Below are 20,272 nucleotides of genomic sequence, written 5' to 3'. Positions count from 1 at the left end.
TATATAAAAGCGTTATAGGTATGCGCCTAGTTATAAATACACTGAACATATTAAGGGCACTGTTAATATTTTATGACATGCCTGCCGGATGAACTCAGTGAATAAGGTGCAGAATGAAACAGACTTCAGTGAAGACAAATGGATGGACCCGTGTTGCCTTATTAAGTGCGCTTATTTTCGGCAGCACAACGGCCTCTGCCACTGAGTTGCTGAACAGCTCTTATGACGTCTCCCGCGAGTTATTCACCGCGTTGAATCCGGGCTTCCAGCAGCAGTGGGAGCAGCAAAATCCGGGCGATAAGCTGACCATCAAACAATCTCATGCCGGCTCTTCCAAGCAGGCATTGGCTATCTTGCAAGGTTTGAAAGCCGATGTGGTGACCTATAACCAAGTCACCGATGTGCAAATCCTGCACGATCGCGGCAATTTGATTCCGGCTGACTGGCAAGCTCGCTTACCAAACAACAGCTCACCATTCTACTCCACCATGGCCTTCCTGGTACGTAAGGGCAATCCAAAGAATATCCACAGTTGGGATGATTTGGTGCGCGAAGACGTGAAACTGGTGTTCCCGAATCCCAAAACCTCTGGCAATGGCCGCTATACCTATCTGGCGGCATGGGGCGCGACACAGCAGGCCAATGGCAAGGATGAGGCCAAAACCCGCGACTGGATGAAGCGCTTCCTGAACAACGTGCAGGTCTTTGATACCGGCGGCCGTGGTGCAACCACCACTTTCGTCGAACGTGGTTTGGGTGACGTGCTGATCAGTTTCGAGTCAGAAGTGAATAATATTCGTAAAGAGTATGGCAGCGATAAATATGAAGTCATTGTCCCACCGGTCGATATTCTGGCGGAGTTCCCGGTGGCGTGGGTAGACAAAAATGTGGAGAAGAATGGCACTGAGAAAGCCGCCATTGCTTACCTCAATTACCTCTACAGCCCCGCGGCACAGCAGGTGATCACCAGCTTCAACTACCGTGTTTACGATAAAGCGGCGATGGAAGCGGCCAAATCCCAATTCCCTGACACCAAATTATTCCGCGTTGAAGATCAATTCGGTAGCTGGCCACAAGTGATGAGTACTCATTTCGCCACCGGCGGCGTGCTGGATAAATTGTTAGCGGAAGGGCATCAGTAATGTTGTCGGCATCCAGTAAACGGGTTCTGCCCGGATTTACCCTCAGTCTGGGGAGCAGCCTGCTTTACACCTGCCTGATCTTGTTACTGCCGCTTAGCGCGTTAGTGATGCAGGTCGCACAGATGAGTTGGGCGCAGTACTGGGAGGTGATAACCAACCCTCAGGTGGTCGCGGCGTATAAAGTGACCTTACTGGCTGCGGGTGTGGCGAGCATCTTTAATGCGGTCTTTGGCATGTTGATGGCGTGGATTTTGACCCGCTACCAATTCCCCGGCCGCACCTTGCTTGATGGCCTGATGGATTTGCCGTTCGCGCTACCGACCGCCGTCGCTGGTTTGACGCTGGCGACCTTGTTCTCCACCACTGGCTGGTATGGGGCTTGGTTAAACGAATTTGGTATCAAAGTTTCATTTACGTGGTTAGGGATTGCAGTGGCGATGGCCTTTACCAGCCTGCCGTTTGTGGTGCGCACGGTGCAACCGGTGCTGGAAGAGTTGGGGCCGGAATATGAAGAAGCGGCTGAAACCTTAGGCGCGAGCCGCTGGCAGAGTTTCCGTCTGGTGGTGATACCGGAACTGGCACCGGCACTGCTGGCGGGAACGGCGTTATCCTTCACCCGCAGTTTGGGCGAGTTTGGCGCGGTTATCTTTATCGCTGGCAACATCGCGTGGAAGACCGAAGTGACCTCGCTGATGATTTTCATCCGCTTGCAAGAATTTGATTATCCGGCAGCCAGCGCCATCGCCTCGGTTATTTTGGCGGTTTCACTGGTGCTGCTGTTTGGCATTAACACGTTACAAAGCCGCTTTGGTCGGCGGATAGGTGGGCACTGATGGCGGATATCACCGAGTTTAACGGCGTGGCCCGCCCACCGATCAATTGGGGCAAATGGACCCTGATCGCCATCGGCGCACTGTTCTCATTCTTGCTGCTGGTGATCCCGATGGTGTGGATCTTTATCACCGCCTTCTCGAAAGGGATTGCGGTGGTGGGGCAGAATTTATTCGATCCAGATATGTTACACGCCATTTGGCTCACCCTGTTGGTAGCGCTGATTACTGTGCCGGTGAATCTGGTGTTCGGTGTAGTGCTGGCTTGGTTAGTGACGCGGTTTGTCTTCCCCGGCCGCCAGTTATTGATGACATTGATTGATATCCCATTTGCAGTTTCGCCAGTAGTCGCTGGCCTGATGTACCTGCTGTTTTATGGCTCGAATGGGGTGGTCGGTGGCTGGTTGGATTCCCATGATATCCAACTGATGTTCTCTTGGCCTGGCATGGTGCTGGTGACTATTTTCGTCACTTGCCCGTTTGTGGTACGTGAACTGGTGCCGGTGATGATGAGTCAGGGCAGTCAGGAAGATGAAGCCGCGGTGCTGCTTGGCGCATCCGGTTGGCAGATGTTTCGCCGGGTGACCTTACCCAACATTCGCTGGGCGCTGCTGTATGGCGTGGTGTTGACCAACGCCCGCGCGATTGGTGAGTTCGGGGCGGTCTCGGTGGTATCCGGTTCTATTCGTGGCGAGACCTACACCTTGCCGCTGCAAGTTGAGTTATTGCATCAGGATTACAACACTGCTGGGGCATTTACCGCCGCCGCGTTATTGACCCTGATGGCAATAGTGACCCTTTTTCTGAAAAGTGGCCTGCAATGGCGTTTAGCGCGTCAGGTTGTTCGTCTCGAACAGGAGCAAAAACATGAGCATTGAGATTGATAATATCAGCAAGTATTTTGGTCGCACCAAGGTACTGAACAACATTACGCTGGATATTCCTTCTGGCCAGATGGTGGCGCTGCTCGGTCCGTCCGGTTCGGGGAAAACCACTCTACTGCGCATTATCGCTGGACTGGAAAACCAAAACGCCGGACGGTTAAGTTTCCACGGCACGGATGTCAGCCGCCTTCATGCCCGTGATCGGCGTGTGGGTTTTGTGTTCCAGCACTACGCGCTATTCCGCCATATGACGGTGTTCGATAACATCGCTTTTGGCCTGACGGTATTACCGCGCCGTGAGCGGCCAAATGCGGCAGCTATCAAACAGAAAGTGGCACAGCTACTGGAGATGGTGCAATTAGGCCATCTGGCTAACCGTTATCCATCACAGCTCTCCGGCGGTCAGAAGCAGCGCGTTGCTTTAGCGCGAGCACTGGCGGTGGAACCCCAAATTTTGTTGCTGGATGAGCCTTTCGGCGCACTGGATGCACAGGTGCGTAAAGAGCTGCGCCGTTGGTTACGCCAATTGCATGATGAACTGAAGTTCACCAGCGTTTTCGTTACCCACGATCAGGAAGAGGCGATGGAAGTTGCCGATCGAGTGGTGGTGATGAGTCAGGGCAATATTGAGCAGGTTGGCACGCCAGATGAAGTGTGGCGCGATCCAGCGACCCGTTTTGTCCTGGAGTTCCTCGGTGAAGTGAATCGGCTGAGCGGTGAAATCCGTGGCTCACAGCTGTATATCGGCGCTCATCACTGGCCGCTGGACTTGGCCCCGATGCACCAAGGCAGTGTGGATCTGTTCCTGCGCCCATGGGAGATGGAGGTCAGTACTCAATCGAGTGATCGCTGCCCATTACCGGTGCAAGTGCTTGAAGTCAGCCCCCGTGGTCACTTCTGGCAACTGACAGTACAACCTATTGGTTGGCATCAAGATCCTATCAGCGTGGTGCTGCCTGAAGGGAATATTGACGCCCCGGTGCGCGGTAATCGTTATTATGTTGGGGGATTGAATGCCCGCTTATATTCTGGCGATCAATTATTGCAGCCCATTGCTTTAGCCCAAAGCGCCTGATAGATTTTTATGTCAGTGGCAAACAGAGGTGGCCTTATGGCCGCCTGAGGTTATTGGCAAAGTGTCAGTGGCGGAGGATCGTAAAGACGCCGTAAATCCGTCCCTGGAGGCTCGAGCCGCGCCATCCTTGGCGCGGACGCTTTACTCCTCTACCTGTCCTCACCTCTTGAGATCGAGTCGTCGAGGTTTGTCAGCAGTCTAAGGTGGCCTTATGGCTGCTTTTTCTTTTATTGAAATCAATTCAAGTTAGGTATTTAACGTGACGACCCTCGAACACTGCATAGGCAACACCCCACTGATCAAACTGCAACGCTTAAGCCAAGGGCTAAATGCAGAGATTTGGGTCAAACTGGAAGGCAATAATCCGGCGGGTTCGGTCAAAGATCGGGCGGCTCTCGCCATGATCCAGCAGGCCGAATTACGCGGGGAGATTGCACCGGGCGATGTGTTGATCGAGGCCACCAGCGGTAATACCGGGATTGCACTGGCGATGATTGCGGCCCTAAAAGGTTATCAGCTGAAATTGCTGATGCCAGAAAATATGAGCCAAGAGCGTCAGGCGGCGATGCGCGCTTATGGCGCAGAGCTGATTCTGGTGAGCCGTGAGCAGGGCATGGAAGGGGCGCGCGATCAGGCGTTGATGATGCAGGCTGATGGGCAGGGCAAGGTGCTGGACCAGTTTAATAATGCCGATAATCCTTACGCTCATTTTACCGGTACGGGGCCAGAGATCTGGCAGCAAACTGCCGGTAAAGTGAGCCATTTTGTCTCCAGTATGGGCACTACCGGCACTATTACCGGTGTTAGCCGGTATCTGAAAAGCCAAAATCCGGACGTGACCATTATTGGCCTGCAACCCGCGGAGGGCAGCAGTATTCCCGGCATCCGCCGCTGGTCGCCTGAATATATGCCGGGGATATTCCGCCCCGAACTGGTGGATCAAGTGCTGGATATCTCGCAGATCTCAGCAGAGCAGACAATGCGGAGACTCGCGACAGAAGAGGGGATTTTCTGTGGTGTCAGCTCCGGTGGTGCGGTCGCCGGGGCACTGCGAGTGGCAGCAGAAAACCCCGGGGCGGTTATTGTGGCGATTATATGTGATCGCGGAGATCGGTATTTATCGACTGGGGTGTTTGAGTAACCGAAAATACCCAGTAGAATGAGCATATGCGCCATGGGTTCTAGTGCCGCCCAAAGATAGCCCAGGCGAAGCTTGCCGAATCTGTTCTCTCCACGCTACCTTTCTAACGCTCTGATAGGATCCATCTCTGCTGCTCTCTTTGCGGGGAAAAAGCCAAAAATCACCCCAATCAGGCTGGAGCAGACGAACGCCGTGATAATAGATGTCACCGAGTAAACCATCGAAAAGCTGCTGCTGAACTGACTGAACAACAGGCCGATACCCAGTGATAACACCACGCCGATGCAGCCCCCCAATAGGCACACCAGAACCGCTTCAATCAAGAATTGCTGCATAATATCGCTGGCTCGCGCACCCACCGCCATTCGAACGCCAATCTCTTTCGTGCGCTCAGTAACCGATACCAACATGATATTCATCACCCCAATACCACCGACCACTAATGAGATAACGGCAATCATCGATACCAATAAGGTCATAGTTGAGGTGGTTTTCTCGATGGTTTGACGGATACTATCGGTGTTCATCACGAAGAAATCTTGTGTGCCGTGGCGCTGAGCCAGCAGTTTAGTGACGCCCTGTTCAGCATTCGCCAGATCAATATCATCGTTAACTCGCACGGTAATGCTGCGTAGGTAGGATTGCCCTAGCATACGCTTCATGGCGGTGCTGTATGGTATCCACACATTCAGACTCTCGTCACTGCCAAAACCGCTCTGTTTTTTGGCTGCGACCCCAATCACCCGGCAGGGCAGAGAGCCGAGCAGGATGACTTTACCTAAGGGGTTTTCGCCATTGGGAAACAGCTTATCGCGGGTATTTTCATCAATAACGGCTTCTTGCATCAATCCATCGACGCTGGCACGGGTAAATGCCATCCCTTGAGCAATGCTATAGCCGCGCACTATAAAGTACTGTTCACCAACACCATTCACGGTGCCACTGACCGATTTATTGCCATAGCGCAGAGTGGTACTGCTGGATACCGCAGGAGTCACACTGTGGATATAGCCCTGTTTCGCCAAGGCATCGGCATCGGTGGCGCGCAAAGTTTGGATGGCAGCAGAACGCATATCGCCAAAATCTTTACCGGGGAAGATCTCCAGTGTGCTGGTGCCCATGGCGTTGATGTTAGCGAGAACTTGTTGTTGCGAACCTTTACCCAGAGCCACGACAGACACCACGGATGCGATGCCGATAATGATCCCCAGCATGGTCAACAGAGTGCGCAGGCGCTGTGCTGCCATCGCCAGTGTCGCCATTTTAAACGCTTCGCGAAGGCGGTCGCGTTGGGCTTTCCAGGGGGATAGGCGCGTTTTGTTGGCAATCTTCGGCGCAATTTCTGGTGTGCTTATGGGGGCCAATTGTTCCTGTTGCGCGGTCAGCTGCGTGGCCCTATCCGCAATCACCTCACCATCTCTTAGCTCGATAATCCGTTGGGTGTGTTGTGCAATCGACATATCGTGGGTGACTATGATCAGGGTATGGCCTTGCTGATGTAGATCTTTAAGGATGTTTAAGACTTCATTACCGCTGTGCGTATCGAGGGCGCCGGTGGGTTCGTCGGCCAGAATCACTTCTCCGCCGTTCATCAATGCTCTGGCAATACTGACCCGCTGCTGTTGCCCGCCAGAAAGCTGGCTCGGACGATACTCCAGCCGATCAGCCAATCCGAGGCGGGATAATAGATCGCTGGCGCGTTGACGGCGCTCTTCACGATCGATGCCTGCATAAATAGCCGGTATCTCAACATTTTCTCGCGCGCTTAAATCATTCAGTAAATGATAGCGCTGAAAAATAAAGCCGAAATGTTCGCGGCGCAGCTCGGCAAGTGTGTCGCTATCCAAATGCTGTGGGATGCGACCGGCCACCAGATACTCTCCCGAGCTGGGCTTGTCCAGGCAGCCAAGAATGTTCATTAGCGTCGATTTGCCAGAGCCAGATGCCCCGACGATCGCTACCATTTCGCCGCTGTAAATCGTCAAATTGATATTTTTCAGCACGCTAACGCTCTCTTCGCCAGCAGAAAACCAGCGGCTCACATTATCGAGCTGGAGTAAAATCTTTCTTTGGTTTAGGTCAGCCATCAGTTATATCCCCATCGGCGGGCCCATATGTTGGGCCTTATTATTCGCAGTGGCGGCACTCGCCTGACTGACAATCACCTGCTCCCCCGCTTGCAAGCCGGAGAGAATCTGGGCATCAATATTGTTGTTTAACCCGACGCTAACCTCGCGCACACTGACTTTACCGTTGTCACTCACCACCTGAACCCGATACTTCCCGCGATCGTTTTCCAGTGCAGTGGCGGGGATGACCAAGGCATTTTCATCTTTGTGAAGCACGATATAGACTTGGGCGGTCATCGAAATACGCAGCGCCCCGTTTGGGTTAGCCACATCAAACAGGCCGTTATAGTAAATAGCGGTGGTGGTGGAACTACTGCTACTCGAGCTTGATGTCGTGGTGGTGGTTTCATCGTTTATCGAGTCAGGGGCAGGTTCGATGGCGCGCAGTGTGGCACTGAAGCGCTCTTCCGGCTCGCCTAAAATAGTGAAGTAAACGGGCATACCGGCTTTGACTTTGACCACATCCGCTTCAGAGATCTGCGCTTCAACTGTCATGGTATCAAGCTGAGCGACCTTAATAATGGTGGGGGCGCTTTGCACTGCGTTAACGGTTTGCCCCTCTTCAACCGGAATAGCAACCACGGTCCCGGTGATCGGCGAGCTGATTTTGGTGTAACCGAGATTGAGTTTGGCGGTATTCACGGCGATTTCAGCCTGCGCAATTTGGGCATCCAGCGCATTAATCTCAGCTTGGGTGCTCTCTAATATGGCTTTGGCACTATCAAAATCAGCTCGAACACCGAGGCCTTTGGCGAGGATTTGCTGCTGCCGTTGGTAGGTTAATTGGTTGTTCTTCTGTGTCGCCACTTTTGCTGCGCGCTGAGCGAGCACATTTTTCAGCGCTTCCTCGGCGTCTTTCAGCGCATTTTGTTGCGTAAGGTCATCAATTTCAGCGACTAATTGGCCTTTCTCAACTTGCTGTCCTAGGGTGACATGGAGGGCTTTGATTTGCCCTGAAACTTGCGCGCCGACAGTGACCTGTTTTCTTGCCTTGATGGTGCCATCGGCGAGTACCGTTTGTTCCAAGGGGCGGATCTCAGCAGCGGCGGTAATGTAACCTGGTTTTTCCGCAGGGGAGAGCAATTTGAAAAGCAGCATACCGCCGACTATCAGCAGTACCACCGCCAGCCCAATAAGGCGTCGTTTTGAGCGGGTAACCTGTAGCATAATTAATCAAAAATCCTTGAGCCACGATAAAGAGAATGATGAAACCAAATGCAGTGAGGTAATTTACCGCCAAGGCTGCTGAGTGTGAGTTAAGTGAGATTCAAAAATATGTAAGGATTGAGTAAAACCGGCTGCGCGCGCGTCAAATAGGCATGAAAATGGCGTAAATCAGGCAGGAGAGTTAAAAATGAAGATTTTGTTAGTCGATGATGATGTTGAGCTGGGCACGATGTTGAGGGAGTACCTGAATGGTGAGGGCTTTAATGCTGAGCTGGTATTAACTGGCAAAGAGGGCATTGATGGTGCCTTGTCCGGCGATTACACCGCTCTGATCCTCGACATTATGTTGCCTGATATGAGTGGCATCGATGTGTTGCGGCAAGTGCGGAAAAAGAGCCGCTTACCGATCATTATGCTGACAGCTAAAGGCGATAATATTGACCGGGTTATTGGCCTCGAAATGGGGGCAGACGATTACATGCCGAAACCATGCTATCCACGGGAACTGGTGGCACGGTTACGCGCAGTATTACGTCGTTTCGAAGAACATCCAGACTTATCATCTACCGATGACAGCGTGATCATGCAAGGGGACTTGACGCTCAATCCGTCCACTCGCAGCAGCGAATGGCAGGGTAAGCCCTTTGATTTGACCGCCTCGGAGTTTAATTTACTGGAGTTGCTGCTACGCTCACCGGATCGTGTGGTCACCAAAGATGAGTTATCAGATAAAGGGTTAGGGCGGCCACGGGAAGCTTATGACCGTAGTGTCGATGTGCATATCAGCAATATCCGCCAGAAGCTTGCTGCTCTACCGGGGAATACCCTGAATATTGAAACGGTACGCAGTATTGGCTACCGCATCAGATAATCGCCATAAATGAAGTGAGATAATAAATGCGTGGACGGTTGTTCTGGAAAATCCTGCTGGGTTTTTGGCTGACCTTTATTTTAATGACCCAGATGCTGTGGGTGGTGTTCTCCTTCTACGGCAATCGCCATGAACCGCCCGAGCGCGAAATGGCACGTCAGATTGCCAAATTGCAGGTCGCGTCAGCCGCTTCGGTATTACATTCCGGCGGCTTGCCAGCGTTGAATGCCATGATTGCTGACTGGCCAGAGGCCGCTAAAAACCAGTTATCTCTCTTGCCTACTGCCATGATCGCGCCAATGACTGAAGCCGTCCCTGCTGAGAGATCCGATCCCAGAGGCAAGGAGCCTGAGCTTAATCGCTCGGAAGTCACGACCTGGGCTAAAAGCCCCGATGGGCAGGGCTATCGTATCAGCTATAACATTGATGGTTTACGGGGGGGAGGGGCGCGCGGTGAATCAGGGGAGAAACGCCGTGAAATACTCAATGTTCCGATCCCGATGATTTGGATGGGGCTATTAGGCGGCTTGTTCTTCAGTGCACTATTAGCCTGGAACCTGACGCGGCCAATGCGCCAGCTACGGGCGGGATTTGAACGGGTAGCACAGGGCGATTTGTCGGTGCGATTGTTGCCGGTGATGCGCCGCCGCCATGATGAGTTGACGGAAGTTGCGCGTGACTTCGATTCAATGGCGGAGCGCCTTGAAGCGCTGGTCAGCGCCCGTGAGCAACTCCTGCATGATGTCTCCCATGAGTTACGCTCGCCGCTGGCCCGTTTACAATTGGCTATCGGGTTGGCGCATCAGAATCCCAGTAACGTGGAGAACTCATTGCAACGTATTGAGCATGAGTCCGAGCGGCTGGATAAGATGATTGGTGAGTTATTGGCGCTATCACGTGCTGAAAACCATGATTTATCCGATGATGACGAGTATTTCGACCTGCACGAGTTAGTGAAAGTGGTGGTGAATGATGCTCGCTACGAGGCGCAAGTGCCGGGAGTGGAAATTCTGCTACAGGTCGCGCCACAGCCGATCGAGTACACCGTTAAAGGCAATGCCGAGCTGATGCGGCGGGCGATTGATAACATCGTCCGTAATGCGCTGCGTTTCTCCAACCATGGTCAACAGGTCAAAGTGGCACTTTCATCAGTTGATAAGAGTTACCAGATTCAGGTGGCCGATCGAGGGCCAGGGGTAGAGGAGAGCAAGCTATCCTGTATTTTTGACCCTTTTGTGCGCGTAAAATCTGCGATGTCTGGTAAAGGCTACGGTTTAGGGCTGGCAATTACGCGTAAGGTGATTCTGGCCCATGGTGGGCAGGTCGAAGCAAGAAATGGTGAGCAGGGTGGGCTGGTGATTGCACTGCGGATACCACGCTGGGTTGCTGCCGATTAATTGATTTTAGCTAACAAAAACGGCGCCCTTAGGCGCCGTTTCTCATTCGTAGCGAGAAATTACTTCTTAATACGAATAATGGGTGTCTCACCCACAGTGACACTACCAGACAACTTGATCAGCTCTTTGATCTCGTCCATGTTGGAGATAACAACCGGTGTCAATGTAGACTTGGCTTTCTCTTCCAGCAGGGCCAGATTGAACTCAATCACCACATCACCTTTCTTGACGCGTTGACCTTCTTCAGCGATGCGTTTGAAGCCTTCACCTTTCAGTTCAACAGTATCAATACCGAAGTGGACGAACAGCTCAATGCCGCTGTCTGATTCGATAGAAAAAGCATGGTTAGTTTCGAAAATTTTACCGATGGTGCCGTCAACAGGAGCAACCATTTTGTTGCCTGAAGGCTTGATGGCAATACCATCACCAACGATTTTCTCTGCAAATACAACATCAGGAACATCTTCGATGTTGACGATTTCACCAGACAATGGTGCAACAATCTCAATAGTACCACTGTCTTTTTTATCATCTGAAACCAGTGATTTCAGTTTATCGAACAAACCCATGATCTTCTCCTAAGTATTTATATTGGGCAGCGTTCCAGTATCGTGGAATTAGCAGAGCGTTTTTTCTTCGATGAATGTGTTAATCAGATCCATCAATTCCTTCGCTGTTGGTTGAGCCAATGCCTGCTCCGCCAACACTTTCACATCTTCGAAATTCGTATTACGGATAATTTTCTTGATGCGTGGGATCGAAATCGCACTCATGCTGAACTCATCCAGCCCCATGCCCAATAGCAACAGTGTAGCACGTTCGTCGCCAGCAAGTTCACCGCACATTCCGGTCCACTTACCTTCAGCATGAGACGCATCAATAACCTGTTTGATCAGGCCCAATACCGATGGCGACATTGGATTATAAAGATGAGAAATCAGCTCATTGCCACGATCTACTGCCAGAGTATACTGAGTTAGATCGTTTGTCCCAATACTAAAGAAGTCAACTTCTTTAGCTAAATGGCGAGCGATGACCGCCGCCGCTGGTGTTTCAACCATCACACCGACCTCGATAGTTTCATCGAAGGCTTTGTTTTCTTCACGTAATTGGCTCTTCAGCAGCTCAAGTTCTGCTTTCAGCTCGCGTACTTCTTCAACCGAAATAATCATCGGGAACATAATACGCAATTTACCGAACGCTGATGCCCGCAAGATGGCGCGCAGTTGTGCGTGCAGAATCTCTTTGCGATCCATAGCAATACGGATGGCGCGCCAGCCCAGGAATGGGTTTTCTTCTTTCGGCAAGTTCATGTATGGCAGGTCTTTGTCACCGCCAATGTCCATGGTACGGACGATTACTGCCTGAGAACCCATGGCTTCCGCAACGGCTTTATATGCCTGGAACTGCTCTTCTTCAGTCGGCAGTGAGTCGCGGTCCATGAACAGGAATTCGGTACGATACAGACCAACACCTTCGGCGCCATTACGCTCAGCACCGGCGATATCACGCACAGTACCGATGTTGGCTACCACTTCAACCTGATGGCCATCAAGGGTGATAGCAGGCAAGTCTTTCAGTTTAGCCAGATCATTTCTCTCGGTGATGTACTGATTTTTCACCGCTTTCAACTGCTCAATAACTTCGGCAGTTGGGTTTAGATAGATTTTGTTGTTGACCGCATCAATGATCAGATAGTCGTCATTCTGAATTTCTTTGGTCGCATTAGTCGTCCCGACAATCGCCGGTAACTCCAATGAACGGGCCATGATGGAGGTGTGAGAGGTACGGCCACCTAAATCGGTGATGAACCCTAACACTTTATCCAGATTCAACTGGGCGGTCTCTGACGGTGTCAGATCGGCGGCAACCAGAATCACTTCATCCTGAATCGCACTTAAATCGACAATGTTCAGACCGAGAATGTTCTTCAGCAGGCGTTTACCGATATCACGTACGTCAGCGGCACGTTCTTTCAGGTATTCGTCATCCAGCTCTTCCAGGGCTTTTGCCTGGCCTTCAATCACTGAATAAGCGGCTGCGTCGGCAGTGGCATGCTCATCTTTGATGAGGGCTATGATTTCCTGCTCAAGCTCTTCGTCTTCCAACAGCATGATGTGCCCTTCGAAGATAGCAGCTTTTTCTTCGCCGAGGCTTGCTTCAGCTTTGGTCTTAATCGCTTCTAACTGTTCTGCGGCTTTTGCCCGGCCAGTTTTGAAACGTTCGACTTCCTGCTCCACTTGGTCAGCAGAGATCTTTTTCCGGTTGATAACAATCTCATCTTCTTTCAGTAAAAGTGCTTTACCAAAAGCGATACCCGGTGATACTAAAATGCCTGAAATCATAACCCTACCTTACTCTTGACTGGTGTTAACTTAAAAAGCGCGCGTGATTACTCAAGCTCTGCCATCAGTTTTACCAGATGCTCAACAGCTTTCTTCTCATCTTCGCCTTCAGCAGAGATCGTAACAACAGTACCTTGGGTCAGGCCCAGAGTTTGCAGTTTGAACAGGCTCTTGGCGCTAGCGCTTTTACCGTTAGAAATCACAGTAATTTCAGACGCAAAGCCTTTTGCTTCTTTTACGAACTGGGCAGCAGGGCGGGTATGCAGACCGTTTGGTGCAGTAATAGTAACTTCTTGCTGGAACATTGTATTTCCCCAACTTATTGGATTTATGTTGTGGAGCTAAAGTCTAGTGTAAAACCCAAACTTTAGCCTGTATTAGTGCGCGTAGAACGAGACTATTTGACTCGCGCATGACTATGCCCCAACCACTGACAAGTCACAAAGACAGTTTCTGGTGCAACCTGAATTCAGGTTTAAAATCAGCACTGTCATATCTAAGAATAATGCTCTCTTTGCGTTATGTCTTCAATCAGCGTGAGTTGATGACATTTTTTATCACTTTGCATAACGCATTGCATAATAGATAAATCGATTCAGCCTGAGAAGCTCTCAAGATGCGATTAATTTCGCGTATCAAAATAATTGTCCGGTTAAATACTAAACCCAGAGGGTAAAATCAATCTTTATGTAGTGAAAACTTTGAAGTGCGCCACAAAAAAAGCACCCGTGCGGGTGCTTTTTAGCATTTAGTGCGACGGCATGACTACTGTTGCAGCTCTTGCTCAGTGAACAGATCTGCGAACAAAGCCGTGCTTAAATAGCGCTCACCCGAGGACGGAAGAATAACCACAATTGTTTTGTCAGTAAAGCCATCTTCTTCCGAAAGTTTGACTGCCGCAGCAACCGCAGCACCGGAAGAAATACCAGCCAAAATACCCTCTTCATCCATCAAACGGCGGGCCATAGAGATGGCTTCGTCATTGGTTACCAAGGCAACACGATCAACCAGTGTTAGATCGAGGTTACCGGGGATGAATCCTGCACCGATACCCTGAATTTTATGCGGGCCGGGTTTGATTTCCTGACCTGCCAATGCCTGAGTGATAACCGGAGAGTCGGTTGGCTCAACAGCAACCGTGGTAATCGCTTTACCTTTGGTGTTTTTGATGTAGCGGCTAACACCTGTCAGAGTGCCACCCGTACCCACACCGGCGATAAAGACATCGACTTCGCCATCGGTATCTTCCCAAATTTCTGGGCCGGTGGTTTTCTCATGAATCTCTGGGTTTGCCGGGTTACTGAACTGCTGCAAAATGAGGTAACGGTCTGGGTCGGTAGCCTGAATTTCTTCTGCTTTGGCAATTGCCCCTTTCATCCCTTTAGCGCCTTCGGTCAGCACCAAATTGGCACCTAGCGCTTTTAGCAGCTTACGGCGCTCAATGCTCATGGTTTCAGGCATGGTCAGGGTTAATTTGTAACCGCGAGCGGCGGCAACAAATGCCAGTGCAATACCGGTATTGCCGCTGGTTGGCTCTACCAGTTCTTTATCTGTCGTCAGAATGCCGCGTTTTTCAGCATCCCAAATCATATTCGCGCCGATACGGCATTTAACGCTGAAACTTGGATTACGTGACTCAACCTTTGCCAAAATGCGTCCGTTACCGATACGGTTCAAACGAACCAGCGGCGTATGGCCGATTGTTAAAGAGTTGTCTTCATATATCTTGCTCATAGCCCGTCCTTTAACTCTATGAAAATGTAGGAAACGTTCAAAGCATACGCTAACAGTATGGCTATGGAAGTAAGTAATTGGTATATCGATATGTTATTAGGAAATAAGTTTTAATCCCAATAACAAGGGCGTGACCGGCACGCCCACCGATGATTATCGTGATGGTTGAATAAACTGGTCGCGGTAACGATCAACCCACATTGCTGTGGCACCACAGACCGCAACTGGCATAATCACCAGATTGAGAAAGGGAATCATGGTGAATAAGCTCACCAGTGCGCCAAATTGCAGGTTATCGACTTTGTTCTGGCGCAGCGCACTGCGCATATCCTGGAAACTCACTTTATGGTTATCAAAAGGATAGTCACAATATTGAATCGATAACATCCAGGCGCTGAATAAGAACCACAAAACCGGGGCCAGTGTTTGCCCGATGCCCGGAATAAAGTACAGCAGCAGTAGCACTAAGGCTCGTGGCAGGTAGTAAGCCAATTTGCGCCATTCACGCGCCATAATGCGCGGCAGATCTTTCACGATACCCATAATACCTGTGTCTGGCAGAGGCTTGCCGGTCAGACTGGCTTCCAGTTGTTCGGCCAGTAAGCCGCTAAAGGGGGCCGCGATAAAATTAGCAAGAGTACTGAACAGGTAACTGAATACCAGTAGCACCGAAATCACCATAACTGGCCACAGCAAATAGCTTAACCACTGTAACCAGTCGGGAACATGGCTCATCAATTGCGGCACCCAGTCACCTATACGATTGAATAACCACCAAAAAGCGCCTCCCATCAGCAGAATATTCACCAGCAAAGGCAAAATAACGAATCTCCGGATGCCCGGACGAGAAATCAACTGCCATCCTTGAGCAAAATAATGGACACCACTCACCTTTTTTACCGCCTTTTGCGTATACGCCATGCCATTCAGTTCTCTATATGCTTATCGACCTGCGTATCATATCGGTATGATTTCCCACTGCATAGTCACATATTGTGCGAAAAGTGAGCGAAACATCTAGCATAATCATCTTTCTTCGAAGAAAATTGAGCACGGACTTGCACTTGTGTTCGTTGGGAAATAGAGTTAAAGGGTGAATGTTTGCCGCGGTGGCAATGTATTGGAACAACAGAGATAGTAATGATGCAGGATTTGCGTCTGATATTAATCGTTGTTGGCGCGATCGCCATAATAGCGTTGTTATTGCATGGTTTATGGACCAGCCGTAAAGAACGCTCATCACTTTTTCGCGATCGCCCAGTTAAACGTCTGAAACAAGAACGTGTTGAAACCCCGATCGAGAGTCTCGATGAAGGGGTAGGAGAAGTGCGGGTCCGCACTGCTCATCCACAGGAGAAGCCTTCGTTTAGTCATGTTGATGACGATGACGAAGAGATGCCAGTTATTCAGCATGCTGATGCTAAACCGGCTCAGGTGAAGACGGAATCTCGTCAGCAGCCTTTTGCTTCCGTGCAAACAGAATATGACGACCCTCTTTTGGGTGGGCTATCTGCTGAGCAACCACCGCATGAATCACAGCGTGACCCTTTGCTTGGATCGGTTGATGAATCCTATTCACAACCGCGACACATAGAGCCACAGCATGCGGCAGAACCTGCACCTCGTGCGGCTCCAGAACCAGAACCTGTAGCTCCTGCTCCTGAGGTGAAACAGCAAAAACTGAAAGAAACCGTTCTGGTGCTGCATGTTGCAGCGCATCACGGTGGTGCACTAGGTGGCGAGTTGCTGCTACAGAGTGTTCTTCAGTCTGGTTTCCAGTTTGGCGAGATGGGCATTTTCCATCGCCATCTTAGCCCGGCCGGTAGTGGCCCAGTATTATTCAGTCTGGCGAATATGGTCAAACCGGGTTCCTTTGACCCTGATACCATGGCTGATTTCTCAACGCCGGGTGTCTCAATGTTTATGATGGTGCCGTCTTATGGCGATGCGCATCAGAACTTTAAGCTTATGCTGCAATCAGCCCAACGTATTGCCGATGATGTCGGTGGTGTGGTGTTGGATGATGAGCGCCGCATGATGACCCCGCAAAAATTGGAAACGTATAAGGCTCGCATCCGCGAAGTACTGGAAGCAAACGCAACCGCCTAATCACGTTGCCTCGCAATGAATCGAATTAACCCGAACCCCCGCATGCCGGGGGTTTTTTATCTTTGATGGTGAGCTATGGAATCGATAATTCAGCAAATTAATCAACTAAGAACCTCATTGCGCCATCACGAACATCAATACCATGTGCTGGATGCCCCAGAGATCCCTGATGCTGAATACGACCGTCTGATGCAGCAATTGCGTGATTTGGAAGCCCTACATCCCGAATTGATTACCAGTGACTCACCAACGCAACGGGTGGGCGCGGCCCCTCTTGATGCGTTTGAGCAAGTTAAGCACGAAGTCCCGATGCTCTCTCTTGATAACGTGTTCGATGAAGAGAGTTATTTGGCGTTTGATAAGCGGGTGCATGACCGCCTGAAACGCGCGGAGCCGCTGACCTTTTGCTGTGAGCTAAAGTTGGATGGTTTGGCAGTCAGTTTACTGTATGAAGATGGCGAACTGGTCAGGGCGGCAACCCGTGGTGACGGCACCACCGGTGAAAATATTACCGCCAATGTGCGCACCATTCGTGCCATTCCGCTGCGCTTGCAGGGGGAGAATATCCCTCGGCGGGTTGAAGTGCGCGGTGAAGTCTTTATGCCACAGCTGGGTTTTGAACAACTGAATGACGAGGCGCGCCGTAAAGGTGGCAAGGTTTTCGCCAACCCACGTAATGCCGCCGCAGGATCATTGCGTCAGCTCGATCCCCGCATCACAGCCAAACGGCGATTAGCTTTCTTCTGTTACGGCGTCGGTTTATTGGATGGCGGCGAGCTTCCACGCAGCCATATTCAGCGTCTGATGCAATTTAAAGCCTGGGGTTTACCGGTCAGTAATCGAGTGAAGCTCTGCACTGGCAGCGAGCAGGTTATTGCTTTCTATCGCCAGGTTGAACAGGACCGCGCCGGTTTAGGCTTCGATATCGATGGTGTGGTTATCAAAGTTGATGATCTTGACTTGCAAGAGCAGTTAGGCTTTGTGGCGCGCGCGCCCCGTTGGGCAACCGCGTTTAAGTTTCCAGCTCAAGAGCAGATAACGCAAGTCCGCGAAGTGGAGTTTCAGGTGGGTCGCACGGGGGCTATCACACCAGTTGCCCGTCTGGAGCCGGTGCAGGTGGCGGGTGTGATTGTCAGCAATGCGACGCTGCATAATGCCGATGAAATTGAGCGCCTTGGCTTACGCATCGGCGATACCGTCATTGTGCGTCGTGCTGGCGATGTGATCCCGCAAGTGGTGGGGGTGGTGATGGAACAACGTCCTCAGGATGCGAAAGAGATCACATTCCCAGATCACTGCCCAGTGTGTGGTTCTGATATCGAGCGAGTAGAAGGCGAGGCGGTTGCCCGCTGTACCGGTGGCTTGTTCTGCGCGGCGCAACGTAAAGAGGCGCTAAAGCACTTTGTTTCCCGTCGGGCGCTGGATGTGGATGGCATGGGCGATAAAATTATCGAGCAACTGGTGGAAAAACAGTATGTTGAGAACCCTGCGGACTTATTCGAGCTGACGGCGGGCAAACTGACTGGACTGGATCGGATGGGGCCGAAGTCTGCACAAAATCTGATTTCAGCATTAGATAAAGCAAAGCAAACCACGTTTGCGCGCTTCCTATATGCCCTGGGCATCCGCGAGGTGGGCGAGGCGACCGCTGCTAATTTGGCTGCACACTTCCGCAATATGGCAAATTTGCGTGCGGCTGATATTGATGCACTCAAAAGCGTGCCGGATGTTGGTGAAGTGGTGGCTAAGCACGTGCTGAACTTCCTTAGCGAAGAGCACAATCAAAAAGTGATCGAGGCGCTGGAGCAGGTGATCAGTTGGCCAGAGCCACAACAGATTATTGCTAAAGAGATCGACAGCCCATTTGCCGGTAAAACAGTTGTCTTGACTGGCTCACTGACGATCCTCTCGCGGGACGAAGCGAAAGATCGTCTGACCACCTTAGGGGCCAAAGTGAGTGGTAGTGTCTCCAAGAAAACCGATCTGGTGATCGCCGGTGAGGCTGCGGGTTCAAAACTGGCGAAAGCGCAGGAACTGGGGATAACAGTTATTGATGAAGCAGAAATGATCCGTTTGTTGGGTGAATAGTTCGGACATCAGAGGGCAGTATGGAAAAAGAGAATCTGATTGAGATTGCCAATACTCGGATGCCTTTTGGTAAATACCAAGGGCGGGTATTGATCGACCTGCCCGAAGAGTACTTGCTGTGGTTCGCCCGCAAAGGTGAATTTCCACAAGGTAAGCTGGGTATGCTGATGGAACTGACGCTGACTATTAAAGTGGAAGGGTTAGATAGCTTAGTGATACCGCTTAAGCGGGGCTAAAACATGGCGGTGGGCGTCATCCGTCCATCGCCATGGTACTGTTTTGTCAGGTACAAACACCTTAAATATAAACGTCAATCTGGTTTTGGGCAGAAGGGCGGTTGACCCCATCACCCGTTGGCGTACTCGCGCTCAGGGTATCGTTCTTACCTTCTTTGGCTTTTTCCGCTTCTTGTGCCTCAATACGAGCGACTTGAGCTTGCAGCGCGGCAATTTGACTCTGAATTTGTTGCTGCTGTTTTTGTAACTCATCAGCTGTCAGACCAGAATCTTTTAAGGTGCTCAATTTTTCTGTCAGTTTTTGGATCTGCTGATTAAGGGATTTAATCTCTGCGGCGGTGCTGTTGTCCGAAGAGCTACTGCTGCTTACTGACGCAGTTGCTGCTGAAATCGTGTTCGACATCATTATTCCTTAGAAAAACATGGGTGGAGTAATGCTTATCGACGAGAGAATTTTAACCTTTAACGTTCTAGGGCTGTTTTACACAATCTTATCACTAACTTATCACTTGGCGTTTTTATGAGCGCCAAAACAGGGCTCTGAGCCACTAAATCACCAAACGTAACTCTGGCCAATGTTGTTGCCAACCTTTGCTATTTACCCGTTGATGATAGGTATCAATTTCCCCGTTTTTAGGATTCAGAGTAATAGTTCGGGTAAACAGCGCATCCAGCCCTAATGGTGCCACCAATTCGATATCGCCATTTTTGTTGAGTCTGGCACCCACCGCCGTTTCCACTTCAACCCAATAACTGATGGCATCTTCTGTACTGTAATAAGGCCGGCGGCCACTGCGCAGGTGCATTCTGGCCTGGTTTTTTACCGACCAAGGGAAGAGTGGATGCTGAGACGAGAGGTTTTGCTGTAACTGCGCTTCTAACTGCAAATCATGCTGTGTGCTGATGTTTTTCTCATCAAAATAGACTAAATCAATATCATTGAGTGGCGTCGGGGAAAGATGCCCGTGCAATTGATCCCAGACTAGATTGCGGACAAATCCTGCAGCCAGGCACCACTGATTTAGCCCGAGTTCCTGGGCAATAGATAATGCCTGCATACGATAAGAATCAGCATAGAGCCATTGAATGATTTGTTGCTGCTGATTCATAACCTATTCCTGGAG

The 20,272-nt window shown here is 50.7% G+C and carries 19 protein-coding genes and 1 pseudogene; 10 read left to right on the top strand and 10 right to left on the bottom strand.

The features are described 5' to 3' along the window. Positions 1-113 precede the first annotated feature (113 nt). The 5 genes from ACZ76_RS03215 (at position 114) to cysM (ending at position 5,072) form a co-directional block, all read left to right on the top strand. Positions 114-1,142, top strand: coding sequence for a sulfate ABC transporter substrate-binding protein (locus tag ACZ76_RS03215; RefSeq protein WP_048616756.1), 1,029 nt, complete (start codon positions 114-116; stop codon positions 1,140-1,142). After that, the gene (gene cysT, locus ACZ76_RS03210; RefSeq protein WP_048616754.1) at positions 1,142-1,975 is read left to right on the top strand and encodes a sulfate/thiosulfate ABC transporter permease CysT; all 834 of its coding nucleotides are present in this window, start codon (positions 1,142-1,144) and stop codon (positions 1,973-1,975) included. Before ACZ76_RS03215 ends, cysT begins: the two co-directional genes overlap by 1 nt. Continuing rightward, positions 1,975-2,850, top strand: a complete 876-nt coding sequence (cysW, locus tag ACZ76_RS03205; protein WP_048616753.1) for a sulfate/thiosulfate ABC transporter permease CysW — start codon at positions 1,975-1,977, stop codon at positions 2,848-2,850. Before cysT ends, cysW begins: the two co-directional genes overlap by 1 nt. Beyond that, a complete protein-coding gene (gene cysA, locus ACZ76_RS03200; protein WP_048616751.1) occupies positions 2,840-3,931 on the top strand; it encodes a sulfate/thiosulfate ABC transporter ATP-binding protein CysA in 1,092 nt (363 codons plus the stop codon). The genes cysW and cysA overlap by 11 nt, the downstream gene beginning before the upstream one ends. Before the next feature lie 259 nt (positions 3,932-4,190). Continuing rightward, the gene (gene cysM, locus ACZ76_RS03195) at positions 4,191-5,072 is read left to right on the top strand and encodes a cysteine synthase CysM (RefSeq protein ID WP_048616749.1); all 882 of its coding nucleotides are present in this window, start codon (positions 4,191-4,193) and stop codon (positions 5,070-5,072) included. Here cysM and ACZ76_RS18955 read toward each other — a convergent pair. The 3 genes and pseudogenes from ACZ76_RS18955 to ACZ76_RS03185 all read right to left on the bottom strand — a co-directional run. Next, positions 5,069-5,155: pseudogene (locus ACZ76_RS18955) on the bottom strand (ABC transporter permease); the annotation flags it as partial. The gene cysM and the pseudogene ACZ76_RS18955 overlap by 4 nt on opposite strands. Before the next feature lie 12 nt (positions 5,156-5,167). Beyond that, on the bottom strand, positions 5,168-7,159 hold the full coding sequence (locus tag ACZ76_RS03190; protein WP_048616747.1) for a MacB family efflux pump subunit: 1,992 nt from the start codon (positions 7,157-7,159) through the stop codon (positions 5,168-5,170). 3 nt (positions 7,160-7,162) lie between these two features. Next, the gene (locus ACZ76_RS03185) at positions 7,163-8,368 is read right to left on the bottom strand and encodes an efflux RND transporter periplasmic adaptor subunit (RefSeq protein WP_048616745.1); all 1,206 of its coding nucleotides are present in this window, start codon (positions 8,366-8,368) and stop codon (positions 7,163-7,165) included. A 187-nt stretch (positions 8,369-8,555) separates the two neighbouring features. Here ACZ76_RS03185 and ACZ76_RS03180 point away from each other — a divergent pair, with 187 nt between their 5' ends. Then, on the top strand, positions 8,556-9,239 hold the full coding sequence (locus ACZ76_RS03180) for a response regulator transcription factor (RefSeq protein ID WP_048616743.1): 684 nt from the start codon (positions 8,556-8,558) through the stop codon (positions 9,237-9,239). Positions 9,240-9,265: 26 nt separating this feature from the next. Beyond that, the gene (locus ACZ76_RS03175) at positions 9,266-10,636 is read left to right on the top strand and encodes an ATP-binding protein (RefSeq protein ID WP_048616740.1); all 1,371 of its coding nucleotides are present in this window, start codon (positions 9,266-9,268) and stop codon (positions 10,634-10,636) included. 59 nt (positions 10,637-10,695) lie between these two features. Here the strand turns inward: ACZ76_RS03175 and crr are convergent, their stop codons facing one another. From crr to cysZ, 5 genes are all read right to left on the bottom strand, one after another. Next, positions 10,696-11,205: a PTS glucose transporter subunit IIA gene (crr, locus tag ACZ76_RS03170; protein ID WP_004392561.1), complete on the bottom strand. Its 510-nt coding sequence runs from the start codon at positions 11,203-11,205 to the stop codon at positions 10,696-10,698. 48 nt (positions 11,206-11,253) lie between these two features. Then, positions 11,254-12,981: a phosphoenolpyruvate-protein phosphotransferase PtsI gene (gene ptsI, locus ACZ76_RS03165; protein WP_048616736.1), complete on the bottom strand. Its 1,728-nt coding sequence runs from the start codon at positions 12,979-12,981 to the stop codon at positions 11,254-11,256. Positions 12,982-13,028: 47 nt separating this feature from the next. Continuing rightward, positions 13,029-13,286 (bottom strand): phosphocarrier protein Hpr, encoded by a 258-nt coding sequence (ptsH, locus tag ACZ76_RS03160; RefSeq protein ID WP_004393588.1) that lies wholly within the window; start codon positions 13,284-13,286, stop codon positions 13,029-13,031. 460 nt (positions 13,287-13,746) lie between these two features. Continuing rightward, entirely contained in the window at positions 13,747-14,715 is a 969-nt protein-coding gene (gene cysK, locus ACZ76_RS03155) for a cysteine synthase A (RefSeq protein WP_004877754.1), read from the bottom strand. A 153-nt stretch (positions 14,716-14,868) separates the two neighbouring features. Continuing rightward, positions 14,869-15,636, bottom strand: a complete 768-nt coding sequence (gene cysZ / locus ACZ76_RS03150) for a sulfate transporter CysZ (RefSeq protein ID WP_048616732.1) — start codon at positions 15,634-15,636, stop codon at positions 14,869-14,871. Between the two features lie 219 nt (positions 15,637-15,855). On the opposite strand from cysZ, the gene zipA reads away from it, so the two are divergent. From zipA to ACZ76_RS03135, 3 genes are all read left to right on the top strand, one after another. Then, on the top strand, positions 15,856-16,824 hold the full coding sequence (gene zipA, locus ACZ76_RS03145) for a cell division protein ZipA (protein ID WP_048616729.1): 969 nt from the start codon (positions 15,856-15,858) through the stop codon (positions 16,822-16,824). A gap of 75 nt (positions 16,825-16,899) precedes the next feature. Further along, on the top strand, positions 16,900-18,912 hold the full coding sequence (gene ligA / locus ACZ76_RS03140) for an NAD-dependent DNA ligase LigA (protein WP_048616727.1): 2,013 nt from the start codon (positions 16,900-16,902) through the stop codon (positions 18,910-18,912). A gap of 20 nt (positions 18,913-18,932) precedes the next feature. After that, positions 18,933-19,148, top strand: a complete 216-nt coding sequence (locus ACZ76_RS03135; RefSeq protein ID WP_048616725.1) for a DUF3820 family protein — start codon at positions 18,933-18,935, stop codon at positions 19,146-19,148. Between the two features lie 61 nt (positions 19,149-19,209). On the opposite strand, the gene ACZ76_RS03130 is transcribed toward ACZ76_RS03135, so the two are convergent. Together ACZ76_RS03130 and ACZ76_RS03125 are read right to left on the bottom strand one after the other, a co-directional pair. After that, positions 19,210-19,551, bottom strand: coding sequence for a FlxA-like family protein (locus ACZ76_RS03130; protein ID WP_048616723.1), 342 nt, complete (start codon positions 19,549-19,551; stop codon positions 19,210-19,212). Between the two features lie 145 nt (positions 19,552-19,696). After that, a complete protein-coding gene (locus tag ACZ76_RS03125; protein ID WP_048616720.1) occupies positions 19,697-20,257 on the bottom strand; it encodes a nucleotidyltransferase family protein in 561 nt (186 codons plus the stop codon). Positions 20,258-20,272: the final 15 nt, after the last annotated feature.

Origin of the sequence: Yersinia aleksiciae (genome assembly GCF_001047675.1) — a bacterium.
GTDB lineage: Bacteria > Pseudomonadota > Gammaproteobacteria > Enterobacterales > Enterobacteriaceae > Yersinia > Yersinia aleksiciae.
The sequence above is the reverse complement of the archived record's forward strand: the minus strand, read 5'-3'. Positions and strand labels throughout refer to the sequence as shown.

Excerpts from the sequence above, each read along its gene's own strand:
- ptsH (WP_004393588.1), bottom strand. The coding sequence starts at position 13,286 with ATGTTCCAGCAAGAAGTTACTATTACTGCACCAAACGGTCTGCATACC.
- cysW (WP_048616753.1), top strand. The coding sequence starts at position 1,975 with ATGGCGGATATCACCGAGTTTAACGGCGTGGCCCGCCCACCGATCAAT.
- cysA (WP_048616751.1), top strand. The coding sequence starts at position 2,840 with ATGAGCATTGAGATTGATAATATCAGCAAGTATTTTGGTCGCACCAAG.
- ligA (WP_048616727.1), top strand. The coding sequence starts at position 16,900 with ATGGAATCGATAATTCAGCAAATTAATCAACTAAGAACCTCATTGCGC.
- ACZ76_RS03185 (WP_048616745.1), bottom strand. The coding sequence starts at position 8,368 with ATGCTACAGGTTACCCGCTCAAAACGACGCCTTATTGGGCTGGCGGTG.
- ACZ76_RS03190 (WP_048616747.1), bottom strand. The coding sequence starts at position 7,159 with ATGGCTGACCTAAACCAAAGAAAGATTTTACTCCAGCTCGATAATGTG.
- ACZ76_RS03135 (WP_048616725.1), top strand. The coding sequence starts at position 18,933 with ATGGAAAAAGAGAATCTGATTGAGATTGCCAATACTCGGATGCCTTTT.
- ACZ76_RS03175 (WP_048616740.1), top strand. The coding sequence starts at position 9,266 with ATGCGTGGACGGTTGTTCTGGAAAATCCTGCTGGGTTTTTGGCTGACC.
- cysK (WP_004877754.1), bottom strand. The coding sequence starts at position 14,715 with ATGAGCAAGATATATGAAGACAACTCTTTAACAATCGGCCATACGCCG.
- ACZ76_RS03180 (WP_048616743.1), top strand. The coding sequence starts at position 8,556 with ATGAAGATTTTGTTAGTCGATGATGATGTTGAGCTGGGCACGATGTTG.
- zipA (WP_048616729.1), top strand. The coding sequence starts at position 15,856 with ATGATGCAGGATTTGCGTCTGATATTAATCGTTGTTGGCGCGATCGCC.
- crr (WP_004392561.1), bottom strand. The coding sequence starts at position 11,205 with ATGGGTTTGTTCGATAAACTGAAATCACTGGTTTCAGATGATAAAAAA.
- ACZ76_RS03130 (WP_048616723.1), bottom strand. The coding sequence starts at position 19,551 with ATGTCGAACACGATTTCAGCAGCAACTGCGTCAGTAAGCAGCAGTAGC.
- ACZ76_RS03125 (WP_048616720.1), bottom strand. The coding sequence starts at position 20,257 with ATGAATCAGCAGCAACAAATCATTCAATGGCTCTATGCTGATTCTTAT.
- cysT (WP_048616754.1), top strand. The coding sequence starts at position 1,142 with ATGTTGTCGGCATCCAGTAAACGGGTTCTGCCCGGATTTACCCTCAGT.
- cysZ (WP_048616732.1), bottom strand. The coding sequence starts at position 15,636 with ATGGCGTATACGCAAAAGGCGGTAAAAAAGGTGAGTGGTGTCCATTAT.
- ACZ76_RS03215 (WP_048616756.1), top strand. The coding sequence starts at position 114 with ATGAAACAGACTTCAGTGAAGACAAATGGATGGACCCGTGTTGCCTTA.
- ptsI (WP_048616736.1), bottom strand. The coding sequence starts at position 12,981 with ATGATTTCAGGCATTTTAGTATCACCGGGTATCGCTTTTGGTAAAGCA.